This is a genomic window from Streptomyces sp. NPDC046900 (genome assembly GCF_040644975.1).
In the GTDB taxonomy this organism is placed as follows: Bacteria; Actinomycetota; Actinomycetes; order Streptomycetales; family Streptomycetaceae; genus Streptomyces.
Genome location: NZ_JBEYXD010000148.1, coordinates 1 through 12,255, shown reverse-complemented (window position 1 = coordinate 12,255; position 12,255 = coordinate 1). Strand labels below are relative to the sequence as shown.

The 12,255-nt window shown below is 67.2% G+C and carries 13 protein-coding genes and 2 pseudogenes; 6 read left to right on the top strand and 9 right to left on the bottom strand.

Annotated features, from left to right (window positions below):
* Positions 1-121: 121 nt before the first annotated feature.
* From ABZ904_RS48480 to ABZ904_RS48470, 3 genes are all read right to left on the bottom strand, one after another.
* On the bottom strand, positions 122-394 hold the full coding sequence (locus ABZ904_RS48480; protein WP_361005310.1) for a hypothetical protein: 273 nt from the start codon (positions 392-394) through the stop codon (positions 122-124).
* Between the two features lie 300 nt (positions 395-694).
* Entirely contained in the window at positions 695-1,915 is a 1,221-nt protein-coding gene (locus tag ABZ904_RS48475) for a serine hydrolase domain-containing protein (RefSeq protein WP_361830559.1), read from the bottom strand.
* 195 nt (positions 1,916-2,110) lie between these two features.
* Positions 2,111-3,289 carry an MFS transporter gene (locus tag ABZ904_RS48470; protein WP_361830557.1) on the bottom strand — a complete coding sequence of 393 codons (1,179 nt, stop codon included), beginning with the start codon at positions 3,287-3,289 and terminating at the stop codon, positions 2,111-2,113.
* A gap of 189 nt (positions 3,290-3,478) precedes the next feature.
* Here ABZ904_RS48470 and ABZ904_RS48465 point away from each other — a divergent pair, with 189 nt between their 5' ends.
* Together ABZ904_RS48465 and ABZ904_RS48460 are read left to right on the top strand one after the other, a co-directional pair.
* A complete protein-coding gene (locus tag ABZ904_RS48465; RefSeq protein WP_361830555.1) occupies positions 3,479-4,330 on the top strand; it encodes a helix-turn-helix transcriptional regulator in 852 nt (283 codons plus the stop codon).
* A complete protein-coding gene (locus ABZ904_RS48460; protein ID WP_361830553.1) occupies positions 4,327-4,998 on the top strand; it encodes an NAD(P)-binding domain-containing protein in 672 nt (223 codons plus the stop codon). The genes ABZ904_RS48465 and ABZ904_RS48460 overlap by 4 nt, the downstream gene beginning before the upstream one ends.
* Before the next feature lie 274 nt (positions 4,999-5,272).
* Here ABZ904_RS48460 and ABZ904_RS48455 read toward each other — a convergent pair whose 3' ends face one another.
* Together ABZ904_RS48455 and ABZ904_RS48450 are read right to left on the bottom strand one after the other, a co-directional pair.
* Positions 5,273-5,611: a hypothetical protein gene (locus ABZ904_RS48455; protein ID WP_361830551.1), complete on the bottom strand. Its 339-nt coding sequence runs from the start codon at positions 5,609-5,611 to the stop codon at positions 5,273-5,275.
* Between the two features lie 532 nt (positions 5,612-6,143).
* A pseudogene (locus ABZ904_RS48450) lies at positions 6,144-6,296 on the bottom strand (ISAs1 family transposase); the annotation flags it as partial.
* Positions 6,297-6,530: 234 nt separating this feature from the next.
* Between ABZ904_RS48450 and ABZ904_RS48445 the strand changes: the two are divergent.
* Positions 6,531-6,674: pseudogene (locus tag ABZ904_RS48445) on the top strand (IS110 family transposase); the annotation flags it as partial.
* A 181-nt stretch (positions 6,675-6,855) separates the two neighbouring features.
* On the opposite strand, the gene atpF reads toward ABZ904_RS48445, so the two are convergent.
* Both atpF and ABZ904_RS48435 read right to left on the bottom strand, forming a co-directional pair.
* Positions 6,856-7,365: a F0F1 ATP synthase subunit B gene (gene atpF / locus ABZ904_RS48440; protein WP_361830549.1), complete on the bottom strand. Its 510-nt coding sequence runs from the start codon at positions 7,363-7,365 to the stop codon at positions 6,856-6,858.
* A 226-nt stretch (positions 7,366-7,591) separates the two neighbouring features.
* The gene (locus ABZ904_RS48435) at positions 7,592-8,386 is read right to left on the bottom strand and encodes a hypothetical protein (RefSeq protein WP_361830547.1); all 795 of its coding nucleotides are present in this window, start codon (positions 8,384-8,386) and stop codon (positions 7,592-7,594) included.
* 482 nt (positions 8,387-8,868) lie between these two features.
* Here ABZ904_RS48435 and ABZ904_RS48430 point away from each other — a divergent pair, with 482 nt between their 5' ends.
* Positions 8,869-9,798 carry a hypothetical protein gene (locus ABZ904_RS48430; RefSeq protein ID WP_361830545.1) on the top strand — a complete coding sequence of 310 codons (930 nt, stop codon included), beginning with the start codon at positions 8,869-8,871 and terminating at the stop codon, positions 9,796-9,798.
* A 394-nt stretch (positions 9,799-10,192) separates the two neighbouring features.
* Here ABZ904_RS48430 and ABZ904_RS48425 read toward each other — a convergent pair whose 3' ends face one another.
* Positions 10,193-10,819 carry a hypothetical protein gene (locus tag ABZ904_RS48425; protein ID WP_359409913.1) on the bottom strand — a complete coding sequence of 209 codons (627 nt, stop codon included), beginning with the start codon at positions 10,817-10,819 and terminating at the stop codon, positions 10,193-10,195.
* Between the two features lie 192 nt (positions 10,820-11,011).
* On the bottom strand, positions 11,012-11,476 hold the full coding sequence (locus ABZ904_RS48420; RefSeq protein WP_361830543.1) for a hypothetical protein: 465 nt from the start codon (positions 11,474-11,476) through the stop codon (positions 11,012-11,014).
* Between the two features lie 195 nt (positions 11,477-11,671).
* Between ABZ904_RS48420 and ABZ904_RS48415 the strand changes: the two genes are divergently transcribed.
* Together ABZ904_RS48415 and ABZ904_RS48410 are read left to right on the top strand one after the other, a co-directional pair.
* On the top strand, positions 11,672-11,893 hold the full coding sequence (locus ABZ904_RS48415) for a hypothetical protein (RefSeq protein ID WP_361830541.1): 222 nt from the start codon (positions 11,672-11,674) through the stop codon (positions 11,891-11,893).
* Between the two features lie 222 nt (positions 11,894-12,115).
* The coding region (locus ABZ904_RS48410) for a cold-shock protein (protein WP_361830561.1) at positions 12,116-12,255 on the top strand (140 nt) is incomplete at its 3' end.

The window sequence follows — 12,255 nt, the reverse complement described above, 5'->3', positions numbered from 1 at the left end:
TTCCACCGCTTGATCTCAACGATGTCGGACTTCATGACCGGGCAGCGTAGCGGTGTCCGGCCCTGTCCCGCACCGGGACAGCACCTGCACAAGCGCCGCGCCGCCCTCACCGGCCAGCCCGCTACCTGTGGTAGCTGGACCTGTTCAGGCCCAGGACCTCGCAGTACCGCTTCACCTCGAAGGCGTCCCGGTGGTCGTTGACGAGTTGGAAGCGGCTCTTCTCAGGGTTGCGCCAGCGAGTCATTGATTCGAGCGCGGCCTTGGTGGCCGAGTCAGAGCGATACCCGCTACCCCCGGGGGCCAGACGCTTGCCGCCTCCCGGTACGGCGACGACCGGCTGGGCGGCCGCAGCGCGAGAGCGGTCGCCCAGCCGATGCCGCTCGTCGATCTGCAACGACCGCCGACACCACGGTCGCGGACTTCGACCTCGCCGAGACCTCGATCCGCGACGGCGGCTACGGCGGGATCGCCCACCATCGCGTCCACTCCCCGAGTGTTCGACCGCGACCGCAGCGAATTGGTCGACGGCGAACCGCGGCAAGCGCGGCCACGCTGCAGTCGACCGGGAACTCTACGTTCCGCGTTCCTCGACCTTCGCCCCCGACCGCTGCCGGGACGCAGACCTCGACGTAGTCTGCGACGATTTATGTGAACTACGTGACCGGCCATCTCGGCGACGCTGACGCGGCCCGCGTCAGGCCTGGGGCGGCTGGTCAGCTTGACCGAGCACGGTACGGAACAGAGTGTCGCGCAGAGCCAGCTCGCGTGGGTCCTCCCAGATACGGAAGCCGGAACGGTTCGGCGCGTAGGCGAGGCTGATTCCGGTCGCGGGGTCGGCGAAGGCGAATGAGCCGCTCGCGCCGGGACAACCGAAGGCCCGGCCATCGTCGCTACCGAAGCGGAAGGCGGAGAAGGGCTTCCAGAATCCGAGCGAGTACCTGGTGTCGACGTGCAGCACGAGGTCGCGGCGTCCCTCGGTGGGATCCACGGCGGGGGCGGCGAGCTCGTCGAGCGTGCCGGGGGTAAGCCTCGGCAGCGGACCACCGTTCAGCGCGTCCGCATAGAGGGCGGCGATCGATCGCACCTGACCGGTCCCGTTGCCGCCGGGCAGCTCCAGGGCGAGCACCTCCGGCTGATTGACTGCCTCCACTCCGGCGGTGGCCTGGTTAGTGGTGAACGTCCGCCCGGTCAACGTGGTGGGGTCGTTCAAGGCTGCCACGAACGCGGCCGGCATCTCGTCGATGTGCTCGGCCAGCTCGGCGTTGTGGAAGCCGTGGATGGTCGCGATACGCCCGCGACGGACGTGGCCACGCACGCCGATGTAGAACTCGGCGCCCTTTGGGCGCACGTCCTCGGTCAGGACCGTGCCCAGCGAACGGTGCTGCGGGTCGACCCGCCGCAGCAGGGCGTCCTCGTAGAATCCGATCGTGGCGGCGTGATAGCCGTGTCTGCTGCCCGGCGTCCACAACGGAACGGCATCGGCCAGCAACGCGTCGAGCAGATTCGGGTCGCGTAGCTCGGCGAGGGTGATCGGCCGTGACAGCGCGGACAGTCCCGCCTGGTGGGCCGGCAGCTGCCGGATGGTGATGGCGGACTTGCCGTGTGCGGCGAACTCGGGCCAGTAGTCCGCGACCGGCCGGTCGTAGTCGATTTGCCCGCGGTCACGGGCACGAGCGATCAGCAAGCCCGCCACTCCCTTGGTACTGGAGTAGACGGTGACTATGGTGTCCTCGGCCCACGGGGTGCGCCGATGCCCGTCGCGGTAACCGCCCCACAGGTCAACGGCGTTGCGGCCGTCCTGGTAGACCGCGAAGGCGGCGCCGATCTCGCCACGTTCGGTGAAGTTGCGGGCGAAGTCGTCGGCCAGCGGCCCGAAGCCCTCGTCGACATCGTCACCGAGTCCCCCGTCCACCATCTCGGTCTGCGCTACGATCAGCGCCCCTCTCGACGTTCATAATCGCCTCACCACCAGGCTGAGGCCGGTGGTGAGGTGATTGGTCCAGGTGGCAGGTTTGGGCGCGCCGGCGCAGGCCTGTGAGTGATGGTGAGACTCGACCAGGACGGGGCCAGCGGTGCCTCTACACCGAGGCGTGGCCCATGAGAGGGGCCGTTACCGGCGCAGGGCCGAGAGCAGTGCGGCGCCCGCGATCGCCGCAAGGCCGCCGATGAGCAGTGGCGTGCTGTCCGTGGCGAGGTCGATGAGGAAGCCGCCGGTGACCGCGCCGATGGTGATGCCGATGTTGGAGGCGGTCACAAGGACCCCGCCGATCTGCTCCAGCTGTGTCGGCTGGGTCCGGGATCCCCAGCTCATCAACGTGGTCGGTACACCCCCGAACCCGAAACCCCATACCGTTGCCGCGGTGAACAGGCCGGCGATCGAACCGCCGGCAACGAACATGAGGAGCATCCCGGCGCCGAGTGCTCCCGGGAACAGGAGCATGCCCGCTCGTGGCGCACGGTCGGCCAGGGGGCCGCTGAGAGCCGTGCCGAGGAAGAGAGCGACGCCGAACACGAGCAGCAGCACGGCGAAGCAACCACCATCGATTCCGGACAGGCTCACGGCGGCCGGTCGAATGTAGGTGAACCCGCTGAAGTGGCCGCTGAAGATCAGCAGGATCGCGAACAGGCCGGCGAGGACGATGCGGGAGCGCAGCACCGACCCGAGTGCTCGCAGTCCGCTCGACGTGGTGGGCGCGATCCGGGGGAGCACCGACGCCTGTAGGAGCAGCGCGAGGACCGCGACCGCGGCGCCGAGCAGGAACACTTCCCGCCAGCCCCAGATCTCGCCCAGCCATGTGCCCAGCGGTACGGCGGCGATGGTGGCGACCGAGACGCCGGAGTTGATGACGGTCAGTGCGCGGCCGATATGGTCGGCGTGTACCAGGTGTGCGGCCATCGCGGTCGCCATCGCCCAGAACCCGCCGAGCGCGATGCCCAGCAGGAGCCGCGCGGACAGGAGCACGACGAGGTTGGGCGCGAAGGCGACGATTACGTCCGAGACGGCAGCCAGAAGCGTCAGCCCGATCATGACTCGTCGCCGGTCGGCGCGCGGCAGGACCACCGAGATCAGCAGAGCCGACAGGGCGGCGGAGAACGCGGTGACGCTGACGGCTTGTCCCGCTTCACCCGACTTGACGCCGAGGCCGGCGGCCATGCGGGGGAGGAGACTCGCAGGCAGGAACTCCGACATGATGATTGCGAAGATCCCCAGCCCCAAAGAGGCGACAGCTGCCCACGATGAGGACCCGCGGGTGGTCGACGTCACGGGGGATCCGGTCGATACGCTCATCGGTGCCCTACCTCTGTTCGCGCTCCGGCGATCAGTGAGACGTTCATGTGTGTCCTTTCAGGCGTTCAGCGGCCCGAAAGGGCCACTGAACACGCTATGAGCAGCCAAGATGCGCACCTAGAGTCCCTTTGAGCCTGGGGTCTGAGAGGGCCCCCTCTGATGCCGCCGCAGCGACTTAGACTCAGTTGCATGAACGAATCCAGCAACGCTCTGGGGGTCTACCTGCGGGCCCGGCGCGACTTGGTGACGCCGCAGCAAGCCGGTATCCCCGAGACCGGTGTACGGCGTGTGCCGGGACTGCGGCGGGAGGAAGTGGCCATGCTCGCCGGCATCAGCGCGGACTACTACCTGCGGCTGGAACGGGGCCTGGACCGCAACCCGTCACCCCAGGTGCTCGAGTCGATCGCTCGTGTCCTGCACCTCGACGACGACGGCCTCACCCACCTGCTCACGCTCGTCACGGACGTTCCCCGGCGGCGCAGACGCCGGCCGCGTCAGCAGACTCCGCCGACGGGTGCGCTGAAGCTGCTGGCTTCCCTCGTCCAGCCCGCGTTCATCGAGAACCGGTACTTCGACGTTCTGGCCTCCAACGCCCTGGCCCGAGCCGTCGACCCCCGTCTGGCTGTCGGCGGCAACCAGCTCCGGGACATGTTCCTCGACCCAGCGGGACAGGCGCTGTACCCGGAGTGGACGGTCGCCACGGAATGCCTCATGGCCAGCCTGCGGCAGGCCGTCGGCAAGGACATCGACGACCCCCGCTTCATCGAACTCACCGGAGAGCTCACGCTGGCCAGTCCCCGGTTCCGTCAGCTCTGGGCCAAGCATGAGGTGCGGAGGCAGACCGGGGGTGTCGTCCGTTTCGACCACCCTCAGGTCGGGGACCTCACCCTCAACCGGGAGCGCATGAGCATCGCCGGTGCCGAGGGCATGATGCTCGTCGTGTTCCACCCGGAACCCGGATCCAGCGACGCGGACAAGCTGACGCTACTGGCCTCTGCGGCCATGCCCTCCTCGGTTACCTCGCGCAAGGAGCTCGCATGACGACGATCGGAATCATCGGAGCAGGCACGGTCGGATCCCAGATCGCCCGCGCAGCGATCGCCAACGGATACACCGTCGTCATCGCGAACTCGCGCGGCCCACAAACCCTCACGCGTCTCATCGCCGACTTGGGACCGTCCGCACGTGCCGTGACCGCCGCACAGGCCGCCACGGCCGGCGACTTCGCCGTCATCGCCGCGCCACTCAGACTCGTCAACACCATGCCCGCCGAGGAACTCGCCGGCAAGATCGTGCTCGACACGAACAACTACACCATCTATCGCGACGGCCATTTCCCCGTGATCGATTCAGGGGAGAAGACCATCCATGAGCTGCGGCAGGAGCAGTTGCCGAAATCGAAGGTGGCCGCGGCGTTCACCTGCATCCGGGCCGCGATCCTGTTGCACAGGAGCCGGCCCGCCGGGGCCCCGGACCGCCTGGCGCTGCCGGTCTCGAGCGACTTCCCCGAGGCGGTCGAGCTGGTGACCCGGCTCAACGACCAGTTCGGGTACGACACCGTCGACAATGGCCCGTTGAGCGAGTCCTGGCGGTTCGGCCCCGGTACCCCCGCGTGGCGCCGTGCCGATGGTACAAGGGAGGGGGGACAGGACCGCGAGGAACTTGTCCGCAACCTGAAGGCGGCGACCCGGCCGCGACCGGAACAGTAAATGATCTTGGCTGGCTTCGCGGTGACTCCGCCGCGGGTGTCGACCCGGCGTGGGGTGGCACGAAACCAGGCAGAGTGTCCCTGTTCGGTAGGGACGAACGCAGTACAGGCACGGTCTCGGTGATCATGTGAGTGTCGAAGTCTCATGAACACTTGGCAAGTCCGTGCCTGCTCCCGCATCTTCCCTCATGCCCGCCGGCCTGGGCCGACTGGCCCAGGCTTCCGCCCCGGCCCCGCTGGCCAGGGTCTGTTGCGTGATCGTCTTCTGTCCGGGTTCATCCGGTGAGTCCGAGGGCTGTCAGGGGCCGGTTCCAGTGGCGGGCGGTATCGCGTAGGACTGCGGCGATGTTGATGTGGCCGTCCTGGCGGTGGACGCTGATCGCGAGGTTGCGCAGACCGGCCCTGACGTGGGGGAGCCGGCCGACATGGATCTTGGAGTCGTCCTCGCGGAAGGTGCGGTCGCGCACGTGGTGCAGAAGATTTTCGATCTTCCAGGGGCCTCGGATCCAGGCGGCGAGTTGGGTGCCGCTCGCGATGCCGGGCGGCAGGCTGGTGATCAGGTAGACGTGCTCGATGGTGAGCTTGCCGCTGGTGAAGTCCTTCCTCCAACGCACGACTTGGAGGGCCTGGCGGGCTTCGGGATAGTCGAGCTGGGCGAAGGCCGCGGTCTTCAGGCGGCGGATCTCGACGCGGTGGTGGGCCCGGGTGCGCCGATGTGATCCAGGCGGACATCTCTCCAGGGCAGGCGGCGCAGACGGTCATAAAGCGTCGGATGGTTGGGCTTGACCACGCAGATGTAGTGGGCGCCCCGGCTGCGCAGGTAGCGGGCGTGGTCGTGCTGGGCGTGGAGGGCGTCGGCGGGGACCAAAGCCGCTGTGAGGTCGATCGTGTCAGCAGAGGGGCGAAGGCGGGGATCTCGTTGCTCTTGTCGGCGACCTGGCGCTGGGCGAGGACGGTGCCAATGTGGTCCATCGCGGCGAGCAGGGTGATGTAGGTGGTGGTGCCGGTGCGCGAGCCGCGCAGGGCCTTGCCGTCGACCGCGATCGCCCGCAGTCCGGGCCCGGCCGGGTTGGCGCCGGCGGCGAAGAAGGCCCCGATCGCGGCGTCCAGGGCGTCACCATCGAGCTGGACGAGAAGGCGCCGCAGGGCATGGGGATGCGGAGCGCGGGCCCTGCGGGTCAGCGGGCCCACGGGAAAACCGAGGGCCCGGCAGGCCCACTCGGACGCGTCGCTGATCCATTCGGTGATGGCTGTGAGTGAGCGGGCGCCGGCCAGGACACCGGCCGCGGCCGCGGTCACCAGCGCCGACAGCGGATAGCGGCGTCCGCGGCTGCCACGCGGGTCGGGGACCAGGTCAAGAAAACCGGCCAGACGGACCGCGTCCGTCAGCGGAGCCGGAGCGGACGTCCGGGAGGTCCTGGACCCCAGCCGGCCACCTGGTCCCGGCGGCGTAGATCGAGCTGACCAGACCGGCCGTCTTCTACCTCTCGGCTCAGATTGCCGCTCAGCACTGCCCCGCCTCCAAGGCGTTCTACGCGCAAGAAAGCGCAAGGGAAGAGTCACAAGCAGGCTGTCCTCGCCCTGGCGAGGCGGCGCCTCAACGTGCTGTGGGCCCTCATACGCGACAACCGAACCTTCGAACTCACCCCACCCCGGAGTCTTGCCGCAGCGGCATGATCCCTCACTGGGTGCCACCAGGCCAAATTGACAACAAGATTGGGAATCGCACTCGTTCGTACGGTGGCGCGCTCCACCTGGACGCCATGGACCACGCCCACTCCACGCTGTGTGGGTCGACGGCAGACGGGATGTGAGCTGGGGAGAGTGGTGGGTTGAGGCAGGAAAGCAGGATCAGGGACTACTGCAAGCCTGCCGCGCTCCGAGCATCGAGGTCTGAGAAGAAGCGGTCCACGATCTCGCTGTTGGCGGCACTTTCGAGAGGCTCGCCGACTACCCGACCGGCCAGCTCCGTAGCCAACGACACGATGTCTCCCCGTAGCTCCGTCTCCGCAATGACCAGATCGGCCGCGAGCCGCGCCTGAGCCTCCGCAATCATCGCCTCGCGTTCCCGCAGACCCTCAGCACGAATCTCGGCGATCAGTTGCGTGCCCTGCTCCAAAGCTTCCAGACGCAGGCGGGCCGCCTCGTGTCGGGCCTCAGCCAGCTCCTCGCGATACTCGGCGAGGACTTCACCCGCCGCCATCGTCAACTGTTCAGCACGTTCCACCTGGCCCTCGATAGCGTCCTTCCGCTCATCGAGGACCTTGTTGACGCGCGGCAAAAGAACCTTGGCCATAGAGACGAAGACCACCGCGAAGGTCACCACACACACGACAGTCGGTGCGAGCCCAGGTATCAGAATGCCCATGCCGAGATCGTAGGGGAGTCACCTGCACGTTGAGGAGCACTTCAAGTAAGAGCTCGCTCCCATCTGGTGGGCATCGGATAACTGACGGCCCGCGTGCCCGCTGCGTGCCCGTTCCGGCGGGGACGTAGCGGGGACTCACGGGGAACAGCGGTGCCAACCACGCTCCGGCCCAGGTCAGGAAGTTGCCAGGTCAGCCACCATCTGCATACGGCGTCTTCCAAACTAGTCATACGGGTGGGGCATTTTCGGGGATCCACTGCGCCCAGTCCTCAACGTATTCGACGGTGACCGGCGTCACTAGCGTGCCTGCCGGGTGGGAGGATGCGATAGTCCTGAACCTCCCCCGCCGAATACGTCGGGGCTCTCCTGGCATCAGTTCTCCTTCCGCGATCTGAACTACCTCACAGGTTGGTTCCCCGGGGCCGCCGAGCAGATACTTCCAACCCGGCAGCAGTTCCTGCTGAGAGACAGAGACCAGGAGGCTTTCCGACCGCTTGGAGCCGATCGGCTCCGTCAGTGTCATGGTCCGTGCCCCAGGTTCGGCACTGATCAGGTAGCCGCCACCCGCGGACTCATCGTCATTCTCATCGTCGTCAACCGGACCGTGCTCGATGAGCCCGGCTCGACGGTTGGTGGCATCGTGTTGCCGGAGATGCGGAGGGACCAGGCAGCGGGGCCTGCCCACCATAGTGATCGCGACTGCTGTCAAAGCGCTCACGGCCGTGCCGACCAGCAAGACGAGTAGCACGGTCGCCAGCACCATCGACAGATGCTGGTTCACACCACCGATGCGATGGGTGGCATTGAGATAATCAACGGTCCCGATGAGTGCGCCGAGGAAGTACGAGAACGCTCCCAGCGGGAGCAGCGCCCGCTCAGTCCCCTCCTTCATGTCCGGGGTGTGGATCGCCGAGCGGGACTGGGCGGGAGCCTGCATGCGCCAACTGCGCAGACCGCGCCGCACCAGCATCGTCCCGGCGCCGCAGCAGAGCAGGGCGACGAGCGCTTTCACGACAGGCATGTGTGGGCCACCCATGTAGATATCAGATACCGCGTCGGACGTCTCGCTGGTCAGAGCATCGTGAAGAGAGGCAGGCTGACGAGCAAGAGCTCCATCTGCTTGGGACCCTCGCACCGCAGGTCAGCAGGACTCCAGTCCTTGGATCACCTAGGCTTCGCAAAGCGTGCGGCGCCGAGACCTCAATGCCCTCTCAGCCAGTAGTTCGGGACGAAGAGGCCCCGTGCCCGTTGCGTGCCCGTTCCGGCGGGACGTATCGGGGACTCACGGGGAACAGCGGCGCCAACCTCGCTCCGGACCAGGTCAGGGAGTCGCCAGGTCAGCGGTCATCCGCATACGCCGTCTTCCAAACTAGTGCTCCAAGCCCCAGGCAGCGGCGCTTGACTGAGTAAACTCCAGGCCAAAGTCGCTACGCCGACCGCGTGGGCGACCCAGCCGGTGTCCGTACCTGTCGCTAGCATCGCGGCAGTCTCTGGGGAGGAAGCGTGGGTTACTCTGGCGATTTTGTCCTGGTGCGCAGCGATTCTTCGTTGCCGGACCTGTCTGTATTCGATGACCCGGAGTGGTACATCGAGGAGTGTGCCGATTACTTCCACGAGTGCTGGCCGCGCCACGGGGGCTGGCAAACGCTGCAAGTGAACGACTATCTGCCGGATAACGGCGGCGACCGGTGGCTGCACCGGCTGGTCACAGCAACTAGCTCGCCAGTCATGATCGCAAGCGTCATGGACAGCGATGTCTGCTACGTCCGCGGTCTCACTCCGTCCGGGGTGACCTGGTCGACCTTCCTTGATCCAGTGATGGCCGCCGACTACGAGGTGTCGGTGTCGCCGCCTTCGGAGGATGAGGCGCCACGGGGGGAGACCGACAACGATAGGAGGGTCCGCTGGTTGCTCGCGGACGTGCCCCAGACAGCAGAGCAGATAGCGGTCTGGGCAGCCGAGGGCGGGTTTACCGCGGATCGTGAAGCACTGCGTGTGGTCCTGACCAAGAGGGCGGACCCGTTCGTGGAAGACCTCTTCTTCGAACTGGTCGATGCCTGCGGACTGCCGCCGGCCGAGTCTGTCCGGGAAGATCCCGCAGCCTCGGACCCCCCTGCGCACCCAGGCCACCGCCCCGAGCAGAACTGCCCACGCGGCGCCAAACTGGAAGCAGTGGTGTTGAACCTTCCCCGCGACGGGTACCTCGTGTTGCAGTGCGCCGCGGAGGCGGGCTGCTACGTCCAGGTCTGGCTCCGGCCTGATGGCACCTACCAGCTCGAATATCGTGATCGCAGTCCTGCCGAGCACTATCAGACACGGACACTCTCAGCGGACAAGGTCATCGCAGCCCTGGCGGGCTGGGCGGCCGGCGAGATTGCCTGGCGGGATGCCTTCCAATGGAACTCGATCGGCTCCTGGTTCAGCGATTCCTAGCCGAGGTTGCGTCCAGAGAAGTGGTGTACGGGTTCGACCTGATCCGAGGGCCGTCTCTGGGCCGTACGAGGTCGCCCGACGCCGACAAACAACGACAGAAGCCCACGGCATCTGAGCTGGTCAGAGCCGTAGGCTTCTTCTGTCCCGCTGGTCAGCGGAGGGGTGATTAGTAGACCGGCTAATGAGGGCCGTCTGCAGGTCCCACGACGCTGCCCGATCGAGGAGGGACCCACCCGCTCAGCGCCGATCTTCGGACGCAGGCCCGCGGGTCCCCCTTGGCCACGCCCGCGGAAGGGAAGGCACCACCGACGGAACGACATGGCAGTGCGGTCAGGCGGTGGTGCCGTGGCGGGGCCGGCGGCAAGACCGTGGCCTTCGAGATCGTGCAGAGGGGTCAGACGTGCATCTGTTCGTCGGTGGCCGAGCGACGGCCTCCGTACGAGGTGACCAATGCGTGAGCGACGGCCGCCGCGTCTGCATCGGCTACGTCCGCCGGGTACTCCGGCAGCAGGTCGTCCCAGACGGGCATCCACGACCCGTACAGCTGGGCCTGCCCCTCGGGCCGGGCGAAGAACCAGATGTGCAGGTGTGCGGCCCCGTCCCCGATCCGGTAGACGTGGGCTCGGGAGACATGCGCTAGTGCCTGCACATGGCGGACGATGTGAGTGGTGAGCACCCCCAGTTCGGCGGCCATCTCGTCGGGCAGATCTGCCATGTCGTAGTGGTTGCGGGAGTACAGCATCAGCACCAGCGGCACACCGACGCCCGTGACCCGGGCCAGTCGCCAGCGTTCGTTGAACCAGATGCCTTCGTCTCGGGCGCGGCACACGTCGCAGTTCGCCGGGTCCTCGCCGTGCCGTTCTGGCTCGGGCAGGACGGGCGGGCGCAGGCGCGCGACGCGAAGTCCATCAGGCTCGAACGGGCTTATGTCCCAGCTGGTCATCCGTGCCAACGGAAGCCGAAGCTCATCATCCGCGGCCGCACGTGCGTGGTCGTAGAACTCATCAGGTCGCAAGGCCATGATCGGAGACTAGCGTGGCCCATAGGTGCCCTGACGCGTGTCAGATCGTGCGGGGAGCCACGGGGAACAGCGGCGGCGACCACACTCAAGCCCAGGTCAGAGACTTGCCAGGTCAGCCGCCATCCGCATACGGCGTCTTCCGAACTGGTGCTCCAGGAACGCAGCGGCGCTTGACCGCGTCATCGATTCGACTCACCAGGCGCCGACGCCCGCCAGCAGGCAGGCGAGCTGGTAACTGCCCAGCCCGAACGCGAGCATTGCCGCGCCCATGGCCAAGAACCCGGCGAACGCATGCCCGACCTCGGGCGCGGATGACCAGGGTTCCCGGCCCGGGCGGGCTCGAGCATGCCTGCTCGCTTTGAGTGAAACACCACCCGGTCGGGCATCGGCTGCCTCGCGGACGGCTCCGATGACCGCCTTGTCGCCGGAGTCGACGGCCAGGCGCACCCCGTGCTGGTCGCGCAAGCGCAACTCGTCCGTCGAGCCGCCGAATCGGCCGATCAGCTCGTAGCGGCGGACACTGGCGAGGGCACCGAGATCTATGGTGCGGACACCGGTGATGGTGCGGGCCGACAGCAGTTTGCCTCTGCTGCCGCCTGTCGACGTGCGCTTTGCCGGCCAAGGCCCCGTACCAGAGCTGCAGTGCGAACGGGCCAATGATGACCCCCGCGCCGGTCGAGATGCCGGTATACGTCTCTTCCAACACATGCGTCCGGATCAGCGCGACATCGGCGATGACGACGGCTGCCGACCAAACAGCCACGATCGCCAGCCCCAGTCGCATGCGCCGACGGGCCACCAGCGGATCCACCGGATCGATCGACGGCGGAGGAGGAGGAAAAGGGGGAATCGGTGGCCGACGCTGACGCCGACGACGCTTCCGCGCACTACGTGATGGCACGGCCAGAGACGCAGCTCGTCGAGGAGCTGGGCCCGGACATTCGGCAGCAGCTCGAAGGGCTCAAGGCGAAGGGCTGGATCCTCGTCCGCGAGGCTGCAGACGGAATGATGGTCGTCGATCTCACCGGGCCGGCGTGGAAAGCCGTCCGCAGCCGCCGCGACGTCGGCCGGTAACGGCCGTCGTGACGCTAGAGATTCGCCTACGCGATCCCATGAGGCCTGTGATCTTCGGCCGTGCCCGGTGTAGCGTCGCTGCCGGTAGTCGTGGTTCCGAAGTCCCGTTCGCCCGTGACACACGTCTCGGGCGTTCTTGCTGTTCAGCGCCTCTCCGGACCAAGGCGATCACCTCCGGATCCCGCACGGTGCGGGGCCCGAATTTCCCTGAGGGAGACAGGCATGGCCAGCGGTACCGTCAAGTGGTTCAACGGCGAAAAGGGCTTTGGTTTCATCGAGCAGGACGGCGGCGGCCCCGACGTCTTCGCCCACTACTCGAACATCGACGCCTCCGGCTTCCGCTCCCTGGAAGAGGGCCAGCG

Excerpts from the sequence above, each read along its gene's own strand:
- ABZ904_RS48470 (WP_361830557.1), bottom strand. The coding sequence starts at position 3,289 with ATGAGCGTATCGACCGGATCCCCCGTGACGTCGACCACCCGCGGGTCC.
- ABZ904_RS48475 (WP_361830559.1), bottom strand. The coding sequence starts at position 1,915 with ATGGTGGACGGGGGACTCGGTGACGATGTCGACGAGGGCTTCGGGCCG.
- atpF (WP_361830549.1), bottom strand. The coding sequence starts at position 7,365 with ATGGGCATTCTGATACCTGGGCTCGCACCGACTGTCGTGTGTGTGGTG.
- ABZ904_RS48460 (WP_361830553.1), top strand. The coding sequence starts at position 4,327 with ATGACGACGATCGGAATCATCGGAGCAGGCACGGTCGGATCCCAGATC.
- ABZ904_RS48425 (WP_359409913.1), bottom strand. The coding sequence starts at position 10,819 with ATGGCCTTGCGACCTGATGAGTTCTACGACCACGCACGTGCGGCCGCG.
- ABZ904_RS48465 (WP_361830555.1), top strand. The coding sequence starts at position 3,479 with ATGAACGAATCCAGCAACGCTCTGGGGGTCTACCTGCGGGCCCGGCGC.
- ABZ904_RS48435 (WP_361830547.1), bottom strand. The coding sequence starts at position 8,386 with ATGCCTGTCGTGAAAGCGCTCGTCGCCCTGCTCTGCTGCGGCGCCGGG.